We start from the raw sequence: 26476 nt of genomic DNA on the forward strand, positions 1-26476 counted from the left end.
CCATGACCGATCCCGAGCTGTCGAATCTCCAAGTGTTTCTGGTGGAGCCGTCCCACACCCAACAGCTCATCATCATCCAATATTTACAGAGTTTCGGTATCAGCGACATCATTTGCGTCGCCAGCGGCCGGGAGTTGTTTCAGGGTTTGCAGCATAGCCGGCCCGATTTGGTGGTCAGTGCGATGTATTTGCCGGACATGACCGGTGTGGAATTGGTTCACGCCTTGCGCGAGGACAGTGCCTCCTACGAAATGGCCTTTTTGTTGATTTCCAGCGAGACCAATATCAAATACCTGGAGCCGATACGCCAAGCCGGTGCGATTGCGATTCTGCCCAAACCGTTCGGTCGCGAAGCCTTGCGTACGGCCTTGCAGTCCACGCTCGAATACGTGCATCCGGAAAAGCTCGGGCTGGAACATATCGATATCGAAGACTTGCGGGTGCTGCTGGTCGACGACAGCGATTTTTCTTTGAAATATCTGACCAAGGTGTTTAACAACATCGGCGTTGACCAATTGACCGTTGCCCACGACGGCAAACAAGGCTTGCAGCTTTTCAGCCAGCACTATTTCGATCTGATTGTCACGGATTACAACATGCCGGAAATGGACGGCTTGCAATTGGTCGAACATATCCGTAACCATCCGGAGCGAGGCTCCACGCCGGTCCTGATGGTGACCAGCGAACAGAACCAAAGCCGGCTGGCCGCTATCGAAAAATCGGATGTGTCTGCCATTCTCGACAAGCCGTTCGAACCGGCGTCGATCAAGCGGTTATTGATTAATCTGCTGAATTGACCCTGTCCCGCAGGCGTGCGGATATTTCACGACGCACACGGCAAAAAGCGGCATTAGCGTACCCCCAAAACCGGAAATTCAGCTAGATTTAGTAATGTTATTTCCTGAACGGTGCGCCCATGAAACCCGGAATTACTCCCAACAATCATGAAAAAAAACTGGGCGACGAGGATTTTATCGTCTCCAAAACCGACGCTGCCGGGCGAATTACCTACGCCAACCGGATTTTCATGGAGATTGCCGGCTATCCGGAACACGAACTGCTCGGCATACAGCACAACATCATTCGCCATCCCGACATGCCGCGCGGTGTATTCCGATTTATGTGGAATACCTTGAAAGCCGGCGACGAGTTTTTCGGATTCGCTAAAAACCTGTGTGCCGACGGCGGTTATTATTGGGTGTTCGCCAACATCACGCCCGACTACGACCGTAACGGCAAGTTGCAAGGTTACTATTCGGTGCGGCGCAATCCGCCGCGCTCGGCGTTGGAGGTGCTGATTCCGATTTACCGGGAAATGCTCGCCATTGAAAAGCGCAGCTCCGCCAAGGATGCCCCGGATTTATCCCTGGCGTACCTTCTGGATCAGGTCAAGCAAACCGGGGTTAAGCATTACAACAGTTTAGTGCTCAACCTGTACAAGCCCAACGGAGTTTAAGCGATGAGTTCCAATGCCAACATTCCGTTTTTAAGAACCAAGCTGAATTATGCGGTAGCGGCGATACTGGTCTCGGCGCTGGGTGCCTTGGTTTACTCCGTGATCATGTTCGGTTTTTCCTGGATCATGTTGCTGCTGTTATTGCCGTTGCCGCTGGTGGCTCTGATCGCCTGGCAGACCGGCAGACAAAGTCTGCTGGTGTTGGAGCGGATGGAGCAAGTGCTGAAGCATACCAATGACGGAGAGCTCTACCATCGGGTCACCAAAACCCGCGGCATGGGCGAAATCGGCAAGGTGGCCTGGGAATTGAACGAGACACTGGACATCATGGAATGTTATTTCAAGGAAATCAGTACCTGTTTCAGTCATGCCTCGCAAGGCAACCATGAACGCTATGCTCTGGTCGACGGTTTGCCGGGTTTGCTGAAGCAGTCGGCCAAAAACATGAATGCGGCGATCAAGTTGATGGACGAAAACGACCAACTAATGATCAAAAACCGCTTGTCGGCCGGCTTGCACGCGCTGAATACTTCCAATTTGCTGACTAATCTGAAAGGCAACCAAAACGATCTGATCAATATCACCGAGCAGATGCAAAAGGTGGAGAGCATCGCCACCGAAACCGGGCGCAACGCCGACGATAGTTTGGCCACTGTAGAAACGATCAGCCACTCGTTGGCCGATATCAATTCCAACGTGCATTCGGTGTCCGACGTGATCGGAGCCTTGATCAGCGACAGCAAAAAAATTACCGAATCCTTATCGATGATCACCGGGATTGCCGACCAAACCAACCTGTTGGCATTGAACGCGTCGATCGAAGCGGCACGGGCCGGGGAACACGGTCGCGGCTTTGCGGTGGTGGCGGACGAGGTGAAAAACTTGTCCGAGCATACCAAGGACGCGGCGATGGAAGTCTCGAAGACGCTGAGAGCCTTTAACTCGCGCGTCGAACAAATGCATGGAGAAGCCGAAACTTCAGCGGCCATTTCGCAGGAGATCATGGCCCAAGTCAGCTCGTTCCGGCAACAGTTTTCCAACCTGTCGCAATCCGCCAAAGCTTCGCTGGGCTTTATCGCCTACGCCAAGGACAAATCCTTCGGTTTGCTGACCAAGTTGGACCATATCATCTACAAGCAGAACGGCTATATTTCGATAGAAACGCCTAGCGATTGTCCGCAACGTCAGGCCATTATGGTCGACAACCATAATTGCCGATTGGGCAAGTGGTATTACGAAGGGCTGGGCTACGAATCTTTTCGGCATACCGCGGCTTACGCCAAACTGAACCAACCGCATGCCGACGTCCACACCACCACCCAGCGCGCATACCAAATCTCACGCGGCAAGTGGCAGGAAGATCAAGCCATGCTGAACGAAATCATCCATCAGATGCAGTTGGCCGAAAACGCCAGCGCCGACGTTATGCTGATGATCGACGCCATGGTCGAGGAAAAGCATAAAGGTAGCTGATGCCATGCCGGTCAGGTTTTGGCTGATTTGCGCCAAATCTCTCCCGCCGCAAAACAGGCCCAGCCCCAACGCAACCATTTCAACATAGCCGCCGCCAGCCACAGCGCCCAAGCCAGCATCAGGCCGCGGTACGCTGCCAGCGGCAGGCTGAGTACCGTGGCGCTGGGCAACTGCGGGTCGTTGCGGTCCTGGTACCAATTCAGTTGGTAAGCCGTCGAATGGTTACCGGCGATTTGCATCTCCGGGCTACCGAGCAGGCCTTGTTCCACCGCCCAGGCCAATACCAGCAAAGCCAATACGCTGCCGCTTGCCAGGCCGATTTGTAACAGGTTGAAGCGGTGTACTCCGGCAGGCGGCTGCCTGGCGCGCCATTGCAACGCAAACAGCCAGCCGGCGATGAAAATGCCGGCGGCAACGTGCAATTGGCTCAGGCCGGTCAGCAGTAAAAACCATTCCCAGTGCTTCAGCGGCGTGGCTCCTGTTTTGCTCAGACCGATGCCGATCAGAGCCAGTACCAACAATAAGCCCCAAATTAACGCAGCCGGGCCGAACGAGGGGCCTGAGGTCCACAGCAGCCAGCGGTTTTGCGGCATGATCAACCGAATGCGGCTATTGACGCTGGCGCTGCCGAGATTGGCACTGGGCGTGGAGGTCGTGAAACCGAGCGGCAGCGGGGTCTGCCACTTTAACACCGCTTGCTGGTGACCGGGCCGCAACGGCAGGCTGACACTGGCGCCTTGCTGGCGTATCGGCTGGCTGATGCCGTCGATCGCCACTTCCTGCAGTTGGGCGGTGTCCGGCAAAATGATCGTGTGTCGGCCGCCTTTCGAACTGCGGATAGCCAGCGTGAGTTCCGCAGTCTGATTACGTGCGCCGGGCTGAACCAACAATTCGCTGCTGTCTATCGTCAGCGTGGCCCCGGCGACCGCCGCCGGGCGTTCTACTTTCAACGACACGCGCTCGCCGGGCCAGGGATGCCACTCCGGCAGCCAGGGGCCTTGCGGATTTTCCCGGTAAATCGGAGCCGGGCCGTCGCTATGCAGGCGCCAAACCGGGCTTACCTCGACCTGCCAGACTTCGTGCCATTGGCCCCCGGCATCGGCCAGCAAGTCGATTTGGCCCGATTTTTCCAGGACCGATTCCCATTCTGCGCTGCCTTCGCTGGCGGCAATATTCACCAATACCTTGCCGTCCTTGACCCGGACTAGCGGGGTGGTTACCGCCTCGCCTTTTAGCAACGGTAGTTCGAACATGATTGGATTGCCGGATTCAGCCAGCGATTCGACTCGGGTGCTGATGCGCCAATCCAGGCCCAGGTGCAGAGTGCGGCTAACGCGGACGAACGCCGGCAGCGCCGTTTGCGGCAGGACTTTACCGGTCGGCGTTTCGGTTTGCAGCCGGCTGAATTCCAGTTGCGGACCGACTTTGCCGTCTTCGTAGCCGCCGTCGATGCGCCAGCCTTCGGCGTCGAGGCTCACATGTTGCGGGATCAGCGGCAACGGCAGTGTGAACTTGACCGGTTCCCGGTAGCGGCCTTGCATCGCCACACTGTGTACGCCGCGCGGCAACGCCAGCCAGACGTCGCCGGAGGCATTGCGGAACAGGGCCTGCCCCGGTGCGCCGTCGACCTCTACCGTTTCCGGCAGCCATTGGTCGGCCTGTGCCGGCAACGGCACCGCCAGCGCTTGCTGGGCGTGGATTTGCAATTGCAAGCGCAGCAGGTCCGGTTTAGCTTGCACTTGCATTTCCGCGATCTGAGCACAGTCAGGCAAGCAAGCGGGAGCTTGCAACAGCCGGGCTTTCAGCTCGGCCAGCAATTGCGGATCGGGCAAATCCGCATATGCCGGTCGGCTCGGCATAGCCAGCAGCGGCGCCAGCACCACACAGGCAGCAGTGGGCGCCATCCGGCGCCAGCAGCCACCGATCGAGACGTCGGTCAGCCGTAGAATCAACGCCAGGGTTATCCCGGCCTGCAAAAAATGCAGCAACATCATGGCCCAGGGCGGCAGGTACCACAGCTGCACTTGCTGTTGGCTATCTACCCCGCCGTTCCAGGCCAGATGGACGCTACGCCAATGCCAGTTCGGCAGACCGGGGCCGGTTTGCAGATTGGCGTCGGGATCGGTCCGCTCCAGGTCGGCGGAGCTGCTGGCTCCGCCGCCAGCTTCGGATTTCGTCGAGTAACTGCGTTTTAATACTCTTGCCTCGGGCAGCGTGTCAGCCAGTTCTGCCGGCGCCGCATCGCTTTGCAACGCTTCAGGTGCGGCGGGCGCGCTGGTGTAGGCGGCGCTCGGCTCGATCTGTTCCGGCTGCTCCAGTTGCGGATAAATGCCGATCCGGATTTGATCCACTACGAATGGAACCGCCAACGCAACCAGCGTCAGCCAACACAAATTGCGGCAAGCGGCCAACCAGTGCCGGGCTTTGCCTTCCGGTAATACCCGCAGCAAGGCCAGCGTTGCCAGAGTCAGCAGCCAAATCAGGCGCGGTGCATCGGGTTCGTGCCAGATCAGACTCAAGCCGAGCAGGGCCGCGCCGCCCCATGGCCAAGACCACAGGCGTCCGGCCGCCAGGCCGCCGAGCAACACCAGAAACAAATCCAGCAAGGTCCAGCGGTTCAGCCAGGTGTCCGGGGCGTTGTCGACCCCGGTCACCGCCAGTAAGCGCCAGCCGGGCGGTGTTTTCAGTTCAGCCCGGACCTGCTGAAAGCGTTGCTGCCAGCCGCTGGCGGACAAACTCGAGATATCGGTCTCGATCCGGCTGTCGGCATTCAGTTGCAGATTGCCGCTACGAATTTCCACGCCTTGGCTATGGTCGGGCAATTGAGTGACCAGCTGGTTTTGACCGTTCAGTTGTACTTGGCCGAGATGTAACTCCGGCTCCGCGTTCAGCCGCCAGTCGCGGCGCATGCTGCCGCTAATCCGGTCGTTGACCGTGTAACCGGTGCCGGAAAAATCCAGCCACAGGGTGCGGGTCAGGGCTAGCTGGTTGGGTTCGGGTTCGGGATCGCCGCGGCGGATCACGTTGAAAATCATGCTGTCGCCTTGGTGCAAACGGTAGGTCGGCAAATGCCGCCAGTCGTCAGGCAGGTTGGTCTGGCTGCCGTCGATCGCCGCAGGTTGGGTGATTTCGGTCAACCGCAGGGAGGGTAAGGCTTGAAACGTCCATAATTCTTCCTGCGGCCAGCCGGCATCGTCGATTGCCAGCTCCAGTTGCGTCAAATACTGCGGATGGCGGCTGTGGATATCGATGATCCAGTGACCGGGGCGGACTTGGGCGAATAAGCGGCCGTTTCCGTCCAGCCGGGCCGGCAGCGGGCTGTTGACATTGATCGGAATAAAGCCCGGTAACAAGGCATGGCCAAATTCAAGCTCTCGCGCGGCGCCGGAGACTTCCAGGTCCAGCCGGGTGATCATTTGCAGCGGGGATTCGTCGATAACTTGGCGAAAAACGTGCAGTTCCAGGCGGTTCTCCCGATTGCCGGCGTCGGCTGCGGCCCGCTCCGCCAGCCAGACCGCACCCTGTTCGATCCGCGGATAATCCACCGGCCGGCCGTCGATACTAAGCCGAAGTAAGCCGGAGGCCTCCGGGATGGCCAGTTGTTCCGGAAGCTGGTCCCAAACGAATTGGCCGCTGATCCGGTAATGTCCTGCCGGTAATTCCAGGGCCGGCCTGCCATCCTTGATCGCGACCGGAGCGGCTTGTTGGTCTACCGTCACGGCTTGCGGCCAGTGGCGTTCGTCGCCGGGTAGCGTGATCCAACTTTTGCGGTAAAGTGTCCACTCGGACTCGAAATTGCCGCGGTTGGGTTGCAGGTTTAGCACGAATCGACCGGGCCAGGCGCATTGCTTGTTTTGGAGGTCGTTGAACCAGAACGGGCAGCCGTGTTGCGGTTGGTCGTGCAGCACCCAGCCGATCCAGGGTTTTAAGGGTTCCGGGGTATCCTGAAGTTCCCAAGCGTTAGCCGGCTGCCGCATGCCTTGCCAGGCCAAAAGAATAACCAACCATATCCAGCGCTCCATCTTGTCCTCCCCGGAATCAACCCGGTTTCAGTGAATTGGAAAACCCCTGTTATCGAGGTCTTTTTGTAAACAATCCCGATCTTAAGCTGTGTTTATTCGCTAATTGCAATAGAATAAGTCGCGTACCCCGTCTAAAACGCTCGTTATTACCGGAGAAATTTGACATGACTGATCAAAAAGTGACGTTAAAACACGATGGCCAGGAACAGGCCGTCGAATTGCCGGTTACTGCTGGCACCATGGGGCCGTCGGTCATCGACATTCGCTCGCTGTACGCGCAAACCGGTTGTTTCACTTACGACCCCGGTTTTACTTCCACTGCCAGTTGTACCTCGAAAATCACCTTTATCGACGGCGACGCCGGTGTGTTGCTGTACCGCGGCTATCCTATCGAACAATTGGCCGAGAAATGCGACTTTCTGGAAGTCTGTTACCTGTTATTGAACGGCGATCTGCCCAACGGCGCGGAAATGAAGGGCTTCGTCACGACCATCAGCCAGCATGTCATGGTCCACGAGCAGTTGATCAAATTCTATAGCGGATTCCGCCGCGATGCCCACCCGATGGCGGTATTGGTCGGCGTCGTCGGTGCGCTGTCGGCGTTCTACCACGACGTGATGGATATTACCTGCAAAGAAGATCGCTACATGTCCGCGATTCGGCTGATCGCAAAAATGCCGACCATGGTGGCGATGTGCTACAAATACAGCATCGGCATGCCGTTCATTTATCCGAAGCGCAAACTGGGCTACGCCGAAAACTTCATGCGCATGATGCACGGCGATCCGGGCGAGGATTATCTGGCCAACCCGGTACTGATGCGGGCGCTGGACCGGATTCTGATTTTGCACGCCGATCACGAGCAAAATGCTTCGACCTCGACGGTACGTCTGGCCGGTTCCAGCGGCGCCAATCCTTACGCCTGCGTCGCCGCCGGTATCGCCTGTCTGTGGGGTGCAGCGCATGGCGGTGCCAACGAGGCGGTATTGAATATGCTGGAAGAAATCGGCGACGTGTCGCGAATCGGCGAATATGTGGCCAAGGCCAAGGATAAAAACGATCCGTTCCGGTTGATGGGCTTCGGTCACCGGGTCTACAAAAACTACGATCCGCGCGCCAAGCTGATGCGGCAAACCTGCCATGAAGTGCTGGACGAGCTGAATCTGAACGACGACCGTTTGTTCAAGCTGGCGATGGAATTGGAGCGGATCGCGCTGGAAGATCCGTATTTCGTCGAGAAAAAACTGTATCCGAACGTGGATTTCTACTCCGGCATCGTGTTGCGGGCTCTGGGGATTCCGACCGAGATGTTCACCGCGATTTTCGCGTTGGCGCGCTCGGTGGGCTGGATCGCGCAATGGGACGAAATGATCTCCGATCCGGAACTGAAAATCGGCCGGCCGCGCCAGTTGTACAGAGGCGTGACCACCCGCGATGTGAAACCGATCTCCGCCCGTTAAGCCCTTTGGCAACACGGTGATTCGCGCGAGGCGAATCGCCGTGTTGCCAAAAAATGCCGCCGCGGCGGCGGCAGTTTTAGTATCCTAGCCGACCCACTTGTTCCGGTCGCCCATCATGACGCAATACCCTCTTTACGCTACTGCGCCCAAGGCGCTGGAAGGCATCCTCGCCAATGAAATCCGCAGCCTCGGCGGCCAAAACGTCAAGGAAAAGCTGGCCGGGGTGGCCTTTGACGGCGATTTGGCGCTGGCCTACCGGGTGTGTTTGTGGTCCAGGGTCGCCAACCGGATCTTTCTGCCATTGAGCAGTTTCGAGGTCAAATCCCAGCAGGACTTGTACGACGGCGTCAAACGCATCAACTGGTTCGAGCATATGAAGCCGGACGACAGTCTGGCGGTGTCGTTCAGCAGCAAGAACAGTCCTGCCATCAACAACACCCATTTCGGCGCGCAAAAGGTCAAAGACGCCATCGTCGACCAGATGCGCGCCAAATTCAACAAACGGCCCAGTGTCGAGACCGAACGGCCCTCGCTGCGGGTCAATGTTTATCTGCACAACGACTTGGCCCAGCTCAGCCTGGATTTGTCCGGCGAGAGTTTGCACAAGCGCGGTTTTCGCGACGTCAGCATTGCCGCGCCGATCAAGGAAAACCTGGCAGCGGCGATTTTGCTGCGCGCCGGCTGGCCGAAGATTGCCGAACAAGGCGGCACGTTGCTGGATCCGATGTGCGGTTCCGGGACGATGCTGCTGGAAGGCGCCTTGATTGCCGCCGATATCGCGCCGGGTTTGCAGCGCGATTATTTTGGTTTTCTGGGCTGGAAGAAACACGATGCCGAGTTGTGGCAAGGCTTGCTCGACGAAGCACGGCAACGCCGCGAGGCCGGGCTGGCAAAACTGCCTACCATCGTCGGTTTCGACCAGGACCGGCGTACCGTCGCCACTGCGGTTCAGCACGTCGAAAACGCCGGCTTGTCCGGCAAGATTCATATCGAAAAACGCGACATCGGCGATGCGGCCGCGGCGGAAAGCTGGCCCAAAGGTTTGATCGCCTGTAATCCGCCCTACGGCGAACGCTTGGGCGACGAAGCGGAAACCGCCGCGCTTTACCGCCGCTTCGGCGAGGTGTTGAAACAGCGCTTCGCCGGCTGGCAGGCGGCGATGATCATCAGCGACCCGGAGCTGGGCTTTAGGCTGGGCATCCGCTCGCAGAAGCCGATCACGTTGTTCAACGGGGCGCTGGAATGCAAGTTGTTGCGTTTTAACATTGAGGAAAGAGCGTTCTTCGAGCCCAAGGCCAAGTCGCAACAGGAGCGCGCCGAATCCATCTGGCGCCGCGCCCAAGCCGAACAGGTCGATCCGCAAGCGGACATGTTCGGCAACCGTTTGCGCAAGAATCTGAAAAAGCTGGCGAAATGGGCCAAGCAGAATAACGTGCATTGCTATCGCTTGTACGATGCCGATTTGCCGGAATACGCCGTGGCGGTGGATGTGTACCAGGGCGAACAAATCTGTGTCAACGTCCAGGAATACGAATCGCCGAAAACCATCGATCCGGCCAAGGCCAACCAGCGCCTGGCTGGGGCGATGGCCGAGATTCCCAAGGTGCTGGAAATCCCGGCCAACCAGGTGTTTTTGAAAATCCGCCGTAAGCAAAAAGCGACCGACCAATACGAAAAGCAAGGCGACTCCGGCCGCTTCCAGGTCGTCGAGGAAGGCGGTTGCAAGTTTTGGGTCAATTTCGAGGATTATCTGGATATCGGCCTGTTTCTCGATCACCGGCCGATGCGTTTACGGATTCAACAGGAAGCCAAGGGTAAGCGCTTTCTGAATCTGTTCGCCTACACCGGCAGCGCCACGGTGCATGCGGCGGTTGGTGGTGCGGCCTCGACGGTCACGGTCGATATGTCCAACACCTATCTGGACTGGGCCAAGCGTAATTTCGAATTGAACGGCATCCGCGGCGACCATAAACTGATGCGGGCGGATTGCCCAAAATGGCTGGCCGAGCAAGCGGCGTTAAAAAACCGGCCGCAATTCGACCTGATTTTTCTCGATCCGCCGACCTTTTCCAACTCCAAGAAAATGGACGAGGCCTTCGATATCCAAAGCGATCATGTCGCGTTGCTGAAAAACGCCGCGGCCTTACTGGCGCCCGGCGGGGTTTTGTATTTCTCGACCAACTTCCGCCGTTTTAAATTGGACCGCGAGGCGTTGGCCGGTCTGCACTTCGAAGATATAACTGCGGCCACGATCCCGGACGATTTCGCCCGCGACCAAAAAATTCATTATTGCTGGAGGATCAGCCGATGACGGATTGTGTGCATATCATCGTTAAAGGCCGGGTGCAGGGCGTTTATTTTCGGGCCTATACCCAGAAGCAGGCGGTAAAGCTCAATCTATCCGGCTTCGTTCGCAACTTGGCTGACGGTTCCGTGGAAATTGTCGCCAGCGGTCATTCGGAAGAATTGCAAAAATTGGTGGCCTGGTGCCATCGAGGGCCGCTGTTGGCCAAAGTCGGAGAGGTGACGGTGACGCAGCATCACAGCGATGAACATTTTGCGGGTTTCGAAATTCGTTGAGCTTGGTGACGGTATCGGTCGGCTGTTTTTCAAAAGCTATGGCTCAAGATCAATGCGAGCGATGCCAACAGAAAAATCGCCGCCAGCGCGGCCTGACGAATGTTAGGAGGTTCGGCACTGAGGCCGGTCGCCAAGGCGGCGAACGACAACAAAGCCATCGGATACGCCAACAGGTCTGAAATGCCGAATGCCTCGCGGCCAGCGTCAGCCTCCGCCGCGGCGTAGTAGGTAAAGCAGCCGATGCTGGGTATAGCGGCAATCAGGCCGACGCCTGCTAGCAGGCGTATGGATCGTTTCATGCGGGCTACTCGTCAGATTTGTCAGGTTAAAGATAGAGCGATCTTCGTTTTTTCCAAGCGCTGGCAGATGCTTTGTCGACCTCGGTTAGGCCCCGCATAGGGCATTTCGATCATTTTGACGGACTAGGCTCACATTCGAGATATGCGGTTGGAGACTGGGCTTGCGGATTTTGACGTAACGGCTAAGCTTGGCGGGCCAAATCACTTGGAAAGTTCGCTGTGGCAAGCGGTCGAGTTGTTGTGGCTTACATTGATTGAGATGGTGAATCTGCCAATACGGCCAATTATGGCGTTAGATCATTTGCTCGGCGGAATTCGCCGATTCTTCGAGGATACCGGAGAGCATGAAACATTTGGAACCGATAAAGCAGTCACGCAATGAGCAGGAGTCGAGGCGGGTCAGAAGCGGCCAAGCTTCGCCGCTTAAGTTACTTTTGATCAGTGTCTTGCTGGTTGCCGGGCTGGGTTACGCTATTGATGATGCATGGATTTCCGGTGCTGTCGATAAGGTTTCCAGTACCCACCAAGCCGAATTGGAGACCACGTTCGCCAAGATCCAATCAGTCGAGTTAGTGCCGGTGTCAGATAGCGATACGGAAGCCGCTTTGGCTACGATGCGACTCCCGCCTGAACAGCGGCAACAATTGATGTCGGAATTGTCCAAGCGCGTTGATTTGGCTCCAGACGCTAATCCGGCGGCAAGCGGATTGAGGTTGGTGTGGGTCACGTTGTGGGATTTTGCTGCCGCAGATGGCGATGTGGTCAACGTGGCTTCGGCCGGCTATCAGAGCGATGTGGTTTTACAAAAAAAACCAACCCGGATCGCGGTGCCGCTTGACGGGACTAAGTCTGTGAAAATAACCGGAGTTCATGACGGTGGCGGAGGTATCACGCTTGGCGTTGAGAGCGGAGGTAACCCGCTTGCGCTGCCGGTGTTAAAACCGGGCGTCAGTTTGGTTTTACCGGCCTCTTGATTGGGCGGTTGACGGATGATTAGTGCCTTTGGCCGTTGGATGCCTGTGCTGTTTGCGGTGACGGCGTTCGTCAGTTTGTTTCAGTTTGCTGAGGATCACTGGCCGAAGGCGCCAGTCGTGCCAAGCATCATTTCCGGATTGCGTAGCAACATCGCCTATATCGCCGGCTTTGCTCTAGTCGGATGGCTGTTGTTAGCGCTAGGATGGCTCTACGAGTGCTCCCGGCTTCCCACTTTTTTACACAAGGGGCTACTTATGGATATTCTCGACCGCCTGACCAATAGACAGGCTATAGAAGACGGGTTGGCCGAAGCGGAGAATGCTACATTTATCGACGCCGAAAGTCTCTCCAAGGCGATGAAACAGCGGGTAGTCGGGCAGGACGGCGTTTGCGACGACATATCTGCCCAAATTAGGCGGCGCTTGGCCTTATCTCAGCGCGGCAAGCCTGTCGGCGTATTTTTGTTCGCCGGGCCACCGGGTACCGGCAAAACCTATCTGGCCAAAGTGCTGGCCGACGAACTTGAACGTCCGTTGCTGCATTTTGACATGACGCAATTTGCATCCGGTAGTTATTCTTTGTCGCAATTGTTCGGTATGACCAAGGGATATGTCGGTTCCGACAGTTATGGAAAGTTGACGGCCGGTCTGCGGGACACGCCGGATGCGGTGGTGCTGTTGGACGAAATCGAGAAAGCGCATCCGGATGTGCTGAAAGCCTTTTTGACCGCTTGGAATGATGGATTTGTAACGGAGCGCTCCGATAGCCGCCACATTGCCACGACCTCGGCGATTTTTGTTTTGACTAGTAATGCAGCGACTGACCGCCTGACGGAATTGGCCGAGACTTTCGCTGGCGAGCCAGACATGATGAGGTCGAGCGCGGTCGAAGCGCTCCGCGAGAGTCTATTTGCCCCCGAAGTTTTGAATCGGCTGGATCGAATATTCGTGTTTCGAGCGCTGCAAGGTTTGGATGTTGCCAGAGTCGCTGCTTTGGAAATCGAGGACATGATTCGTAGTTACGGCTTGGAAGTCGTCAATCAGGGTATCGACCCCCAAATTATCCTGACGTTAATGGCGCGTTTCAAGAAGCTCGGGAAGAGTAGTTCCTCTAGGGATCTGGTGCGTGTCATTGAAGAGCGTTTGGCGGATTCACTGATAGAAGCGAAGAAATGTGGCGTTAAAGCCATCGAATTGAGTTTTGACGGTGAGCAACGAGTTGTGGCTCGAGCGCGAGGTTAAAGTTTCAAAGTGAACTCGATGGAGCGCGAAGGGTTATGGGTTCGATCGGCAACGTGGCGCTGGACTGTGGTTTTGACCTGCCTGTCTTCCGCGTTAGTGGTGTGGTTGGGACCTTGGCAGCAGATGGTTACATCCAGACCCAGTGCTGCCAGTTACCGAGCGAGTGCGGCGAATTCGGTGCAGCAGGTGGCGGCCAACACCACACAAGGTCAGGTATCAACCGGATCAGCCGGACACGACGAGTCCTTTGACGTCAGCCTGCCACCTCAGGCTAATGTTTTGCCGCCCGGTACCGAATTGCATGTCGTCGGTGTGTATAGTGGGGGCGCTGCCGATGGACCTAAATCCCAGCCGTGGTGGGCAAAGTGTCCCAACCGAAAGGATTCTCAAGCGATGCTGAATTGTCATCAGCAATATGCCGTACAGCACACTCAGAATATCGTGACCGTGACAGTCCCATCTTCCCCGATACCCAAAGTACTCGCGCTGATGTCTTACGAGCCGGTTAAATGGGTATTGGTTGGAGCAAAGGCCGGGAACGTCCGGCGAATTATTCTCGGTGGGTATCACGGTCAGGATTTTCAGGGGGTCACCGAGGATATCCCGGTGGACGTTTATACCTATGATTCCTCTCCTTGCGTGAACTGTTCACGCCATTCCGATCACTTTTACGCTTATCGCAAGGACTCTGCGGAATACTCGCAAGCGCTGGATAAGCTTCGCAGCATAACGGGCCTTAGTCCGGTCTCGTTCCAGGGACTTCCCAAAAGCGACCGTTTTACCATTGTATCTTCGCCCGCGGTGAGCGTGGCGTCCGCAGGTAAAACTGAAAACCGGGCTGATTCCGTTTCCGGGCGTCGCTTTATTGATGAGGTTGTGATCGGCGATGTGGCGATACCGCTGCCGGAGGGAGACTGGCAGGGGTTGGCACACATCCAGAATCCGTCCAGTCGGGGCAGCGATGAATTGGCGGTGTTGGCCAAAATTGAGCAAGACAAATTACAGGAAATGGTTGTACTACGCTTACAGTTTGTCGTTGATGGTAAAGGTTTCGCTCGGCACTCGGCTTGCGATGCTGCCGGCGCACAAGCCGCTAAAACGGCGGAAAACCAGGATTTCGGCAAGCAGATGTGTTTTTGGGTCGGACACGATACCGCACCGTGGGGGCAGCCGATTTTTAATTTGGCCGCAAACAGGCTAGTCGCTAAAAACGTCGCATTGCCGGATGTCTTGATCAACAGTGTGTTTCATCGTGCGGACAAGAACTCGGCGCTGACTGTTGTTTATGCTAACAACCCCGAGATAAGGGGATTGTCCAGTCCCAAAACTACCTGGGAAGCTAGTTCATGGCACCCGAAGTTTATACAGCGATTTCCAGATAAATTGACTTATATGCAAGACCGAATGCAATGGGCTGCAACTTGGTTCCAGATTTTTAGAGCGAAACTCCCTGCCTCCGCTGGCTGATTTCCGGTCACTACACTCATTCCAGTTTTAGTTTGTTGTCGGTAGTTTTACAGGCACAGTGCCGGAACCACGCAATCGGCGACGCTAGGATAACTTCCCCCCACCTTTCCCGGAGAATCGGATTACAATAGCCGCGATTTATTCTCAACTCAGGGTGCGGGTGGTTCCCGCCCGAATCGGCAGGAGCTATTTTGGCTGACAGAATCATTCGAATCGCCACCCGGCAAAGTCCGCTGGCTTTGTGGCAGGCCGAGCACGTCGCCGAGCGCTTGCGTCAGGCTTTTCCGGGCTTGCAAACCGAACTGGTGAAGATGGTGACTCGCGGCGACAAAATCCTGGATGCGCCGTTGGCGAAAGTGGGCGGCAAGGGTTTGTTCGTCAAGGAACTGGAACAGGGCATGCTGGAAGGGGCGGCCGATATTGCCGTGCACTCGATGAAAGACGTGCCGGTCGAATTTCCGGATGGCTTGCATCTGGCGGTGATTCTGGAACGCGAAGATCCGACCGACGCCTTCGTCTCCAACCGTTACCGGGCTTTGGCCGAGCTGCCGGCGGATGCCCGAATCGGCACCTCCAGTTTGCGTCGTCAATGCCAAATTAAGGAAAAATTCCCGAATGCCGAAATTTTGAGCCTGCGCGGTAACGTCAATACCCGCCTGGCCAAGCTCGATGCCGGCGAATACGACGCGATTATTCTGGCCTCGGCCGGACTGAAACGGCTGGATTTGGCGGAACGCATCACCGCCCGCTTGCTGCCGGAGGAGTCCTTGCCGGCCATGGGCCAAGGCGCGATCGGCATCGAATGCCGGATCGACGATGCCGAGATTCATCAGTACCTAAAGGTATTGCACGACGAAGAGACCAGCATCCGCGTCGGCGCGGAACGGGCTATGAACGCCAGACTAAATGGCGGTTGCCAGGTGCCGATCGCCGGTTTTGCCGAAGTCAAAGGCCAGCGCTTGTTCATGCGTGGTTTAGTCGGTAGTCCCGACGGTTCCGTTTTGTACCGTGCCGAGGCAGAGAGCAGTTTGGAGGAGGCTGAGGCATTGGGCCGGGCCGTAGCGGACGATTTATTGGCGCAAGGGGCCGATCAGATACTCCGCGAGCTTTACCAGTGATGCCCGGTTTGAACGGCGCGCGCGTTTTAGTAACCCGGCCTGCCGGTCAAGCCGAGCATTTGTGCGAATTAATCGAAAGCCGTGGCGGGATTCCGGTGCGGTTTCCGACCTTGCTGATCGTTGCGCATCAGCCTGAGGCACAAGCTCTGGCTGATGCCGCAGCCAGCGATTGGCTGATTTTTACCAGTAGTAACGCTGTGGATTTTGCTATACCGGCGTTCGGTGGCAAAATGCCGGGTTGGCGTGGAGCCAGACTGGCGGCTGTCGGCGCCGCAACCGCGCAAGCGTTGCGGCAGGCTGGCTGCGAGGTGACGTGTGTGCCGGCCAGCGAATTCAGTAGCGACGGTTTGCTAGCCGAGCCGGCACTGCAGCAGGTTGCAGGCTTGCGCTGCACTATTGTGCGCGGCTGCGGCGGCCGGGAAAAATTGGCGGACGGACTCCGTGGCCGCGGTGCCGAAGTGAAGTATTTGGAAGTCTACAGCCGGAGCCGGCCGGAGGCCGATGCCGCTGGGTTGCGGGCGGAACTGCAAGGAAACCGGCTGGCAGCGGTGATGGTGACCAGCGTTGAGGCGCTGCAAAATTTGTTGGCAATGCTGGACGGCGAGTCGGTTGAACGATTGCGGCAAATCGGATTAGTGGTGGTGAGCGAGCGTATCGGCCAAACTGCGCTACAGCTAGGATTTAAACGGGTGGCAGTCAGCTCGCAAGCGACGGATGCGGCGATATTAGAGACCTTGACGACGTTATTGAACGGGGAAAACAGTGGCGGAAGTAATTGAAGAAAAACAAGAAGCTCCAGCTCAGGTGGTAGTGGTTAAGAAGTCGCACGCCGGTCTTTGGATAGGCATACTTTCCATCGCCCTGGTTGTGGCGGTGGCGGCGGCGGGTTTTTATTATTTGCAGCAATTACGAGCCAGCCAAGACACCGAGAATAGTCAGGACAATCAGAAAATCATCGAACTGGACCGGGAGTTGAACGGCTTGCGCGATCAGTTGGCCGGGGTGCAATCCCAGATCGCCAACGTCAATGCCGAAATGACCGGCAAGGACAACCATTTCAACCAAACCTTGGCCGAGTTCTCCCAGTTGCACGAAGAGCGTTTGACGACAGCCCGCAAGGAATTGGAGAACTCGATATTGGTGGTGCAGCGCCAATTGGGTAAAACACGCGGCGATTGGCTGCTGGCGGATGCCGAATACTTGTTGACAGTCGCGAATCAGCGGTTGCAGCTGGTCGGCGACGTCAATACCACGCGTCAGGCGCTGGAAGCGGCCGACCAACGGCTGCGCGAAAGTGGAGATGCGGCGGTATTCAAGGTCAGAGAGCAGATTGCCAAAGAACTGTCGTTGTTGAACAGTGCCATCGTGCCGGATATCGTCGGCCTTTACGCGCAAATCCAACAATTGCAGGATTCGGTAGAAAGCTTGGCGGTGTTTCTGCCACATGCCGGCAAAGCCTTGGAAAAACCGGAAGCGGCCAATCAGGATTTGTCCGAACACGGTCATGAAATCCTGCAACAGGTTGCCAAGCAATTGGAGGGCTATGTGGTATTGCGCCATACCGACCAGCCGGTCAATGCCGTGCTGACCCCAGAAGAAGCGCACTTTATCAAACAGCAATTGAAAGTTCGGTTGGAAATGATCCAGATTGCCTTGGTGCAACAGAATGACGCCTTGTTTTCCAGCAGTGTTGCCGACGCCAAACAATGGCTGAAGAAGAATTTTGCCGAAAACCAACAGACCGATAACTTTGCCGTTGAGCTGGATAAACTGGCCGGGGTTCAGATTCGTAGCCAGTACCCGGACGTCAGCGGCTCGCTGAAGCTACTGAAGGACATTAGCAAACTGCGGATCGAGACCGATAAGGCCGTGTTCAACAATCCGCCGGCGCCGGCCGAAGCCGCAACGGCCGGCCAGTAATCAGCGGTGGCGCCATGAAGAATCTAGTTTATTTCCTCGGCTCGCTGCTTTGTGCGGTGGTTGTGGCGTATTGGCTGCATAGCTGGTTGGCCGAGTATAACGATCCCGGCTATGTCTTGATCGGTTTCGGTCATTGGTCGCTGGAAACCTCGCTGACGGTATTTGCCGTGGCGTCGGTGATCGGTTTTTTTGCGTTGTATAACTTCTTCCGGTTACTGGGCGTATTGCTCAGACTGCCTGGGCAGCTATCCAAACGCCGGCGCAACATCAAATTCAACCGTTCCCAGGAAGCGTTGATCGCGGGTCTATTCGATGCCGCTGACGGCAACTGGGAGCGGGCCGAGAAAATTCTGGTCAAGCACGCCGCGAATAGCGGCGCGCCGCTGCTGCACTATTTGACCGCGGCGAGGGCGGCGCAATCGCGGGGGGCGCTGGACAAACGCGACGAGTATCTGCAAAAAGCCGCGGCGCAATCGTCCGATACCAGCATCACGGTTGGCTTGACTCAAGCGGAGTTGCACCTTTCCGAACAACAATTCGAGCAGGCGTTGGAGACTTTGGGCAAATTGCATTCAATCAACCCCGGCCATGCCAGGGTGTTGAAAATGATGCATCAGGCTTACCAGCACCTGGGCGATTGGGAAGGCCTGAGCAGGCTGTTGCCATCCTTGCAGCAACATAAAGTGCTGATGGAAGCCGACGTCAAGTTGCTGGAAACCGAGACCTTCAGCCGGTTGTTGAAACAAGCGGCCGAGCAGAACGACGCCCAAGCCGTTCAAGCTTGTTGGGAGACCGTGCCGGACCATATCAAAACCCTGCCGGGTATTGCCAATATTTACTTTGCGGCAATGATCGGTGCCGGCGCTGGCGAAAGCGTCGAGCCGGCGATGCTGAAACAGTTGGGCCGGCGCTGGGATGATACCTTGCTGGTGTTGTTGGCTAACGTCGAAACCTCCGACTCCGCCAAGCAATTGCAGTCTATAGAACAATGGTTGGCAGTGCATCCGGCCAATGCCGTGTTGCTGCGCGTGCTCGGCAAACTGGCTTTGAAAGTGCAACAAATGGAAAAAGCCGAACAGTACTTGTTGAAAAGCCTGAATATCGAACCGTCGGTCGCTGCTTACCAATTACTCGGCGAAGTGCAGTTCAGCCGCGGCGAAAAAGACCTGGCGTGCGAGAGTTTCAAACGCGGTTTGGTATTGGCTTCCGATGAGGTGGTCGGCAATATCGAAGCCGTTACCGGCTAGGCTTTGCCGAATGGCCGAGATCGGGATTGGTTTACCGGCTTAACAAAGCTCCGGTTGGCCGGTGTTAACCGGCAGCGGAGTTCGGGTTTGGGTGGGTTACCAGCCTGTTTCGGCCCCCGGCTTTGGCTTGGTAAAGCGCTTTGTCCGCCCTGTCCAGCAAGTGGGCCGGCTCAGTTTGGTGGTCGATATGGGTTAGGCCAATGCTGACAGTGACTTGGCCGGCAACCGGAAATTGCTGACGCTCGATTGCGGTGCGGAACCGCTCGAAGGTCGACACGGCGTCGGCCTGATTGACCAGATTCAATATCACGACAAATTCCTCGCCGCCGAAACGGAACAAAAAATCGTTGTAGCGGAAATGTCTTTCCATCGCCTGGCTGAACATCAGCAATACTTCGTCGCCGTATAAATGGCCGTGAGTGTCGTTTATCCGTTTGAAATGATCGATATCCAGCATGGCAATCCAGGAGCTCTTCTCCAAGTAGCAATCCTTGATCGGATGCGAGCGGAAATAATCGCAGACCTGTAACATGCGGGCGTCGAACGACTGGCGGTTAGGCAATTTGGTCAATGGGTCGCGTTCTTTGCGGTCGTGTAGCGCCACCAGATTCCGGTAAATCGAGATTAGATCGTTAAGCAGTGCCAGGGCCGGTGGATCGAACGTTCCCTTCAGTAGTAAGGCCCGGTCGGGTCCGCCCAGCTCGCGTACCGGAGCGACGATTTGGGTGAACAGCCCAGCTGCATTGGGTTTGCTAGGCGTCAGATCGGCACTGCTGTTAAATTCCTTAAGCAGGTCGATGTCCTCTTCCTGCGGCTGCTCGGCAAAATCCAACGGAAAGCGCCGCACCAGTTGCTCGCTGGTGCACCGGGCTTCGCCGGTTTTTAGGTTGCGTTCGCCGTAGACTTCGTAGGCAGCTGCCTGATCGATCCAGGGCAAATCTTCCAATAAATGCAGGAAGCGGTAAGTCAGGCCTTGGTAGTCGGGTTGTTCGCTCAACGCGATCGCCCAATGCGAAATTTGCCGGTAGTCGGGATGTAGGTTCAATTGCGCGAGCCTTTGGTCGGCAGAGTTATAAGTACCCGCATATTCTGCTTGAATCGCAGGTGGTTTCGAAAGACATTTTTTAATAAGGTTCGATGCGTGTGGCGTGGTGGGGCGCTGGCGAGGCCCCGGCGGAGATTCGGCTGCTCCAGGGTGGAACGTTATACGCAGCGTATTGCCATGCAGGAGATGTCGTCGTGGGCTTCGCGAATTGCCAAATGGCGTTCCAGCGCCGCTTTGACGGCATCGATGCGTTGGCCGGCCGGAGTGGCCGCCAAGGTATCGAGCAAGCCGCCTTGACCGAAACATGCGTGGTCTGGATCTTGGGCGTCGGTCAGGCCGTCGGAATAGACAAATAACTCGCAAGCGGATTCCCATTGCCAAAGTTCGCAGCGGTCATCGAATTCCTCGTCGGCCAGGATGCCGGCAAAGGTATGGCGAGATTTAAAGGAATGCATCGCTGTGCCGGCAGAGTCGAGGACCAATGCGCTCGGCAAGCCGCCATTCCACAGTTCTATCGATTTCCGCGTGCTGTCTATCATGCCGATAGCCAGCGCCACAAAGCGATCCGGCGGTATCTGCGTGAACAATAAGCGGTTTATTTCCCTGACGATAACGGGAATTGCCAAGCCTTTTCGGGTCATGGCCTGAAATGCCTGATTGACTATGACGGTCGGAATCGCCGCCGCCAAGCCGTGGCCGGTTGAATCGGCCAGCATGAAATATATTTGCTGTTGGCTGACGCGGCGGGCGCAAATCAAATCGCCGCTGAAGCGGTTGGCCGGTTTCAGCCAAAATTGCAGATGGTCGTCTTTCAGATCGTTTTGCCTGATCAAGCGGGCAAAAATGCTTTGCAGGAACAATTGCTCGGTTTCGTTCCGGTCGTGGTACATCTTCAATTGCGCGGTGTCGGCGGCAATGACGCGTTGCATATCCAAAAAACGCTGCACCGAGTTGAGCTTGGCTTGCAGGATGGCTTGATTGAACGGTTTCGGTAAATAGTCGTCAGCCCCCGCTTCCAGACCGGCGACGACGTCTTCGGTTTCGGTCAGTGCGCTGATGACGAAAATCGGCGTCCATTTGCTGCTATTCAGTGCGCGGATGGCTTTGATTGCCTGGATGCCGTCGAGTGTCGGCATTATGATGTCCATCAGTACCAGATCGGGATCGGTGGCGGCGAACTGGTCGACGGCTTCCTGACCGTTTGCCGCCAAGATAACCCGATGCTGCATCCGGGTCAGCAATTTCTCCAGCAGTATTCTGTTTTCCGGCAGGTCGTCGGCGACCAATATTTTCATTACGGCGACTACAGTTAATTACTGAAAGCCTGCAGTCTACATTAACTGAACAGCGAATCCCACATTGCGTCGACTTTTTTTATGACCTCCGGCCGCATTACAATCGGCCGCCCCCATTCTCGTGCGGTTTCGCCGGGCCATTTGTTGGTAGCGTCGAAGCCGACTTTGGAGCCCAGGCCGGATACCGGCGAGGCAAAGTCCAGGTAATCGATCGGCGTGTTTTCCAAGATCGTCAAGTCGCGAGCCGGGTCCATCCGGGTGGTGATGGCCCAGATCACATCCTGCCAGTTGCGCACGTCCACGTCGTCGTCGACCACGATCACGAATTTGGTGTACATGAACTGGCGCAAGTAGGACCAAGTACCGAGCATCACCCGCTTGGCGTGGCCGGCATATTGTTTCTTCATGCTGATCACTGCCATCCGGTAGGAACAGCCTTCCGGCGGCAGGTAGAAATCGACGATTTCCGGAAACTGCTTCTGCAGAATCGGCACGAACACTTCGTTCAAGGCTACACCCAAAATCGCCGGCTCGTCGGGTGGCCGGCCGGTGTAGGTGCTGTGGTAAATCGGCACCTGGCGCTGGGTGATGCGTTCGATCGTGAACACCGGAAACTCGTCGACTTCGTTGTAATAACCGGTATGGTCGCCGTAAGGACCTTCCGGTGCGGTTTCGTTTGGGTAGATAAAGCCTTCCAGGACGATTTCGGCGCTGGCCGGCACTTGCAGATCGTTGCTCAGGCATTTGGTCACTTCGGTCTTGCTGCCGCGCAGCAGGCCGGCGAAGGCGTATTCCGACAACGGGTCGGGTACCGGTGTGACCGCTGCCAGGATCGTCGCCGGGTCGGCGCCTAAGGCGACCGCGACCGGAAATGGTTCGCCGGGACGTTGTTGTTGCCATTCCCGAAAATCCAGCGCCCCTCCGCGATGGGCCAGCCAGCGCATGATGACTTTGTTTTTGCCGATGACTTGCTGGCGGTAGATGCCGAGGTTTTGCCGTTCTTTGTTTGGCCCGCGAGTGATCACCAGTGGCCAGGTAATCAGTGGTGCGGCGTCTTCCGGCCAGCAGGTCTGAATCGGGTAATCGGCCAGATCGATTTCGTCGCCGATCCTGATCACTTCCTGACAGGGCGGATTATTGACGACTTTCGGCGCCATGTTCAGCACTTGTTTGAACATCGGCAGTTTTTCCAGTGCGTCCTTCATGCCCTTGGGCGGTTCCGGTTCCTTCAGGTAAGCCAATACTTCGCCTATCGCCCGTAATTCGGAGATATCCTTGGCACCCATCCCCATTGCCACCCGCTTGGTCGTGCCGAACAGATTGCCGAGTACGGCAATATTCGAACCTTTCGGGTTTTCGAATAACAATGCCGGACCGCCTTGTTTCAGCATCCGGTCGCAAATGACGGTCATTTCCAGAACCGGATCGATTTCGTGTTTGATGCGCTTCAGTTCGCCCTGTTTTTCCAGTTGCTGGATGAAGTCGCGTAGGTCTCTATATTTCATACCAAAGTAGATGATTGGATGTCCGATGGAAAGGTTGGTCCGCTGGCATCGCATTCGCCCGCAAAGTTTAACGGAATCCGGAATGCCGGGTTTAGTTCGTAGGCTCGCCGGTCTAATTGTTCAAGCGGGTACCGAAAACGTAATCGAACCAAGGCCAGGTTACGCACCAATTGCCGTTACCTGCCTGCAGATGGTGCTGGTAGTGCCAGGGTAAGTGCCGCTTTGCCCAATCGGGATCGAGATGGGCGCGGCGGTGTTTGTAGTAATACAGCGCCAGCGACGCATACAGTGCCAGCACGAAGAACGGCAGGTCGAGCGCCAAAGGCAGATGCAGCGTTACGATAAGCGCCAATACGGCCATTTCTTTGGTCTGCGCGTTCCAGGTCCAGCGTAAGCTGCGATAGCCTGGATCGCGCATACCTTGTTCCGCGCAAATCCTGTGGTGCTGGTGCCAGTGGTAAGCCCAAATGCTGTCGGGATTCTTGCCCAGGCCATGCAGCAGGTACTTATGCATTAGCCATTCGCCGAGATTCGCGTAGAGCAGGGCGGCCAGTATTTGCAATGCTGCCATCCGAATTCGACCGTCAAATCACCGGCACGATCAGGACGAACAGAAAAGCGATGACGGTCCACAACACGATTTTGGTTCGCAACGGCGTTTTGCGCCATAACGCGGCCAATTCCTGTTTCATCGCCTGCTTGCGGTCGGTTGCGGCGCGGATGCGTTTGATTGCTCCTGCCAGGGTGTCGCGTTCCAGGCGCTGCTGTTCCTCGAACAGCAACTCGTCCAGCTGCGAATAAAACACGTCGCAGTTCGGGCATTTGAATTCCTCGCCGATTCGGGCCTGACCGCACTGAGGGCAATGTTTCATGGTTGCTCCTGAGAGTAAAAAATCCGGCCGTTTGGCAACTCGGCCAAACAGCCGATATGGCCGTTAGGCGGCAATGCCGTTGTGGCGCAATAACGCATCGATATTCGGTTCCCGGCCGCGGAAGTTTTTGAACAAGGTCATCGCGTCGGCGCTGCCGCCCTGCTCAAGGATATTGTGCAAGAATGCCTCGCCGGTCGCCTGGTCGAAGATGCCGTTTTCTTCGAACAGCGAGAAGGCATCGGCCGACAGCACTTCCGCCCATTTGTAACTGTAATAGCCCGCCGCGTAGCCGCCGGCGAAGATATGGGAAAAGCTGTGGGCGAAGCGGTTGAACTCGGGCGGCTTGACCACCGCGACCTGCTCGCGCACTTGCTGTAAAGTCGGATAGATCCGGCCGCCCTTGGCTGGATCGAAATGTTGGTGGATTTTGAAGTCGAACAAGCTGAATTCCAGTTGCCGCACCATCATCATGCCGGCCTGGAAATTTTTGGCGGCCAGCATTTTGGCATATAGCGTGTCCGGTAACGGTGCGTCGGTTTGGTAGTGGCCGGAAATCAAGCCCAGCGCTTCTCGATCCCAACACCAGTTTTCCAGGAATTGACTGGGCAACTCAACGGCGTCCCATTCCACGCCGTTGATGCCGGAAACGCCCAGGTAATCGATCTGAGTCAGCATGTGGTGTAAGCCGTGGCCGAATTCGTGGAACAGGGTTTCCACTTCGTCGTGGGTCAGCAGGGCGGGATCGTTGCCGGTCGGCGGCGTGAAATTGCAAGTCAGATACGCTACCGGGGTTTGCAAATGGCCGTCTGCGGATTTCTTGCGGCAGACGCAATCGTCCATCCAGGCGCCGCCGCGCTTTTTGGCACGGGCATATAAATCAAGGAAGAAGCGGCCGCGCAGTTGGCCGTTGCGGTCGAGAATTTGGTAAAAGCGGACGTCGGGATGCCAGGTGTCGAAGTCTTTGAGCTCGGAAATTTGGAGGCCGAACAGTCGCTCTACAATCGCAAACAGGCCCGGCACCACTTTGCTGTCGGGGAAATAAGCTTTTACTTCTTCTTGCGACAACTGATAGTAATGTTGGCGCATTTTTTCCGAGTAATAACCGATATCCCAGGCTTGCAAATCTTGCAGGCCGTGTTGTTGCGCGGCGTATTCTTTCAGTTCCGCCAGATCGCGGCGGGCTTGGCGCCAGGATTTGTCCGCCAGATCTTCCAGAAATTGAACGACATCCTCGGTGGACTTGGCCATTTTGGTGGCGAGCGAATACTCGGCGTAGTTGTCGAAGCCCAGCAATTGGGCTTTTTCGTGGCGCAAGGCCAGGATCTGCTCCATGATTTCCGAGTTGTCCCAGCGCCCGGCGTGCGGACCTTGGTCCGAGGCCCGGGTACAGAAGGCTTCGTAATGCTCGCGGCGTAAATCGCGGTTATCGGCGTAGGTCATGATCGCCAGATAGGACGGGAATTGCAGGTTGATCAGCCAGCCGTCCTTGCCCTCGGCTTCGGCCGCCTGCTTGGCTTGCGCCAACGCGGATTCCGGTAGCCCGGCCAGATCATCGACATGGGTGATTTGTTTGTGCCAGGCGTTGGTAGCATCCAGCAGATTTTCCTCGAACTGGCTGGCAAGTTTGGACAATTGCTGGCTGATTTCCTTGAAGCGGGTCTGTTTGTCCACCGGCAAATCGACGCCTGACAGATGAAAGTCGCGTAATGCATTGTCGATAATCTTTTGTTGGGCGCGATCCAGCGCAGCGAATTCGGTGCTGTCGCGGACGGCTTTATAGGCCTGTTGTAGCGCCTTATTCTGGCCGACTTCGGTCGAATATGCGCTCAATTTGCCCAGGCAGGCGTTGTAAGCGTCGCGCATGGCTTCGCTGTTGACTACCGAATTCATGTGGCTGACCGGCGACCAGGCTTTATTCAGCCGGTCTTCGGCAGTTTCGATCGGGTCGATCAGGTTGTGCCAAGAGTAGGCCTCGCCGCCTGCGAGTTGTTTTTCGATCGTGGCTCTAGCCTCGGCCAGCAATTGGTCGATCGCCGGTTCGACGTGTTCGGGCAGTATTTTGGAAAATTGGGGCAATTCGGTCTGTACGAGTAACGGGTTGGTCATGTCGGTGCCAATTTAGATGAAAAAATGAAAAACGATGTCAGCACGGCAGCCGCGTCGCTCGACCCACGGTGTGGGTGTCGTGCGATATCGCCGACGCAAAATCCTGATGCAATTTGCTTAGGTTGAGCCTGCTAGCGTCGGGATTTGCGTCGAACTCCGGGGAGCCTTTGCACTGCGCTTGCGCCGTAAGCCAGGATTAGTGACGCCGATTGTGTTGATTCCGTTCGGCTGCGGCACAAGCAGTTTTCCGCACGATGCGGATATTGCCACTATATTCCGGAAATTCGAACGATTTGTACAGGAGCAAACGGTTGGGGAGCGGCGTAAGTTGGAAAGCGTCCGGCTTGTCAAGTAAGGATGCGGGGGCTTGAAGCTGCCCGCGTCTGGGGAGCTTA

The 26476-nt window shown here is 56.4% G+C and carries 21 protein-coding genes; 13 read left to right on the forward strand and 8 right to left on the reverse strand.

The window, feature by feature from the left end; translation table 11 throughout:
* The first annotated feature begins 2 nt into the window (after positions 1–2).
* The 3 genes from AC0IM9_RS12465 to AC0IM9_RS12475 all read left to right on the forward strand — a co-directional run bounded on the left by AC0IM9_RS12465 (position 3) and on the right by AC0IM9_RS12475 (position 2929).
* The gene (locus AC0IM9_RS12465; RefSeq protein ID WP_278209644.1) at positions 3–797 is read left to right on the forward strand and encodes a response regulator; all 795 of its coding nucleotides are present in this window, start codon (positions 3–5) and stop codon (positions 795–797) included.
* A 119-nt stretch (positions 798–916) separates the two neighbouring features.
* The gene (locus tag AC0IM9_RS12470; RefSeq protein WP_482804219.1) at positions 917–1456 is read left to right on the forward strand and encodes a PAS domain-containing protein; all 540 of its coding nucleotides are present in this window, start codon (positions 917–919) and stop codon (positions 1454–1456) included.
* 3 nt (positions 1457–1459) lie between these two features.
* Positions 1460–2929: a methyl-accepting chemotaxis protein gene (locus AC0IM9_RS12475; protein WP_140910539.1), complete on the forward strand. Its 1470-nt coding sequence runs from the start codon at positions 1460–1462 to the stop codon at positions 2927–2929.
* An 11-nt stretch (positions 2930–2940) separates the two neighbouring features.
* Here AC0IM9_RS12475 and AC0IM9_RS12480 read toward each other — a convergent pair whose 3' ends face one another.
* Positions 2941–6951, reverse strand: coding sequence for a hypothetical protein (locus AC0IM9_RS12480; RefSeq protein ID WP_482804220.1), 4011 nt, complete (start codon positions 6949–6951; stop codon positions 2941–2943).
* Between the two features lie 164 nt (positions 6952–7115).
* Here AC0IM9_RS12480 and gltA point away from each other — a divergent pair, with 164 nt between their 5' ends.
* From gltA to yccX, 3 genes are all read left to right on the forward strand, one after another.
* Complete coding sequence (gene gltA / locus AC0IM9_RS12485) at positions 7116–8411, forward strand: citrate synthase (protein WP_482804221.1); 1296 nt, start codon at positions 7116–7118, stop codon at positions 8409–8411.
* Between the two features lie 115 nt (positions 8412–8526).
* Positions 8527–10722, forward strand: a complete 2196-nt coding sequence (gene rlmKL / locus AC0IM9_RS12490; protein WP_482804222.1) for a bifunctional 23S rRNA (guanine(2069)-N(7))-methyltransferase RlmK/23S rRNA (guanine(2445)-N(2))-methyltransferase RlmL — start codon at positions 8527–8529, stop codon at positions 10720–10722.
* Positions 10719–10991: an acylphosphatase gene (gene yccX / locus AC0IM9_RS12495; RefSeq protein ID WP_140910535.1), complete on the forward strand. Its 273-nt coding sequence runs from the start codon at positions 10719–10721 to the stop codon at positions 10989–10991. Before rlmKL ends, yccX begins: the two co-directional genes overlap by 4 nt.
* Before the next feature lie 29 nt (positions 10992–11020).
* On the opposite strand, the gene AC0IM9_RS12500 is transcribed toward yccX, so the two are convergent.
* The gene (locus tag AC0IM9_RS12500; RefSeq protein ID WP_482804223.1) at positions 11021–11290 is read right to left on the reverse strand and encodes a hypothetical protein; all 270 of its coding nucleotides are present in this window, start codon (positions 11288–11290) and stop codon (positions 11021–11023) included.
* A gap of 344 nt (positions 11291–11634) precedes the next feature.
* Between AC0IM9_RS12500 and AC0IM9_RS12505 the strand changes: the two genes are divergently transcribed.
* The 7 genes from AC0IM9_RS12505 to AC0IM9_RS12535 all read left to right on the forward strand — a co-directional run bounded on the left by AC0IM9_RS12505 (position 11635) and on the right by AC0IM9_RS12535 (position 19258).
* Positions 11635–12264, forward strand: a complete 630-nt coding sequence (locus AC0IM9_RS12505) for a hypothetical protein (protein ID WP_482804224.1) — start codon at positions 11635–11637, stop codon at positions 12262–12264.
* Positions 12265–12309: 45 nt separating this feature from the next.
* On the forward strand, positions 12310–13506 hold the full coding sequence (locus tag AC0IM9_RS12510) for an AAA family ATPase (RefSeq protein ID WP_482804225.1): 1197 nt from the start codon (positions 12310–12312) through the stop codon (positions 13504–13506).
* 177 nt (positions 13507–13683) lie between these two features.
* The gene (locus tag AC0IM9_RS12515; RefSeq protein WP_482804226.1) at positions 13684–14973 is read left to right on the forward strand and encodes a hypothetical protein; all 1290 of its coding nucleotides are present in this window, start codon (positions 13684–13686) and stop codon (positions 14971–14973) included.
* A 191-nt stretch (positions 14974–15164) separates the two neighbouring features.
* Entirely contained in the window at positions 15165–16091 is a 927-nt protein-coding gene (gene hemC, locus AC0IM9_RS12520) for a hydroxymethylbilane synthase (protein ID WP_482804227.1), read from the forward strand.
* A complete protein-coding gene (locus tag AC0IM9_RS12525) occupies positions 16091–16870 on the forward strand; it encodes a uroporphyrinogen-III synthase (protein WP_482804228.1) in 780 nt (259 codons plus the stop codon). Before hemC ends, AC0IM9_RS12525 begins: the two co-directional genes overlap by 1 nt.
* Entirely contained in the window at positions 16854–18011 is a 1158-nt protein-coding gene (locus AC0IM9_RS12530; RefSeq protein WP_140910529.1) for a uroporphyrinogen-III C-methyltransferase, read from the forward strand. Before AC0IM9_RS12525 ends, AC0IM9_RS12530 begins: the two co-directional genes overlap by 17 nt.
* A 14-nt stretch (positions 18012–18025) precedes the next feature.
* Positions 18026–19258, forward strand: coding sequence for a heme biosynthesis HemY N-terminal domain-containing protein (locus tag AC0IM9_RS12535; protein WP_482804229.1), 1233 nt, complete (start codon positions 18026–18028; stop codon positions 19256–19258).
* A gap of 64 nt (positions 19259–19322) precedes the next feature.
* Here AC0IM9_RS12535 and AC0IM9_RS12540 read toward each other — a convergent pair whose 3' ends face one another.
* The 6 genes from AC0IM9_RS12540 to prlC all read right to left on the reverse strand — a co-directional run bounded on the left by AC0IM9_RS12540 (position 19323) and on the right by prlC (position 26081).
* On the reverse strand, positions 19323–20303 hold the full coding sequence (locus tag AC0IM9_RS12540; protein WP_482804230.1) for a GGDEF domain-containing protein: 981 nt from the start codon (positions 20301–20303) through the stop codon (positions 19323–19325).
* Positions 20304–20461: 158 nt separating this feature from the next.
* Positions 20462–21598, reverse strand: coding sequence for a PP2C family protein-serine/threonine phosphatase (locus AC0IM9_RS12545; protein WP_140910526.1), 1137 nt, complete (start codon positions 21596–21598; stop codon positions 20462–20464).
* Between the two features lie 41 nt (positions 21599–21639).
* Positions 21640–23103 carry a 4-hydroxy-3-polyprenylbenzoate decarboxylase gene (ubiD, locus tag AC0IM9_RS12550; RefSeq protein ID WP_482804231.1) on the reverse strand — a complete coding sequence of 488 codons (1464 nt, stop codon included), beginning with the start codon at positions 23101–23103 and terminating at the stop codon, positions 21640–21642.
* A 112-nt stretch (positions 23104–23215) separates the two neighbouring features.
* Positions 23216–23674 (reverse strand): sterol desaturase family protein, encoded by a 459-nt coding sequence (locus AC0IM9_RS12555; RefSeq protein ID WP_482804232.1) that lies wholly within the window; start codon positions 23672–23674, stop codon positions 23216–23218.
* 13 nt (positions 23675–23687) lie between these two features.
* Entirely contained in the window at positions 23688–23975 is a 288-nt protein-coding gene (locus AC0IM9_RS12560) for a hypothetical protein (RefSeq protein ID WP_140910523.1), read from the reverse strand.
* Between the two features lie 63 nt (positions 23976–24038).
* Positions 24039–26081, reverse strand: coding sequence for an oligopeptidase A (gene prlC, locus AC0IM9_RS12565; RefSeq protein WP_482804233.1), 2043 nt, complete (start codon positions 26079–26081; stop codon positions 24039–24041).
* Positions 26082–26476: the final 395 nt, after the last annotated feature.

The sequence above is a fragment of the Methylomonas sp. Uni0011 genome, assembly GCF_056850255.1.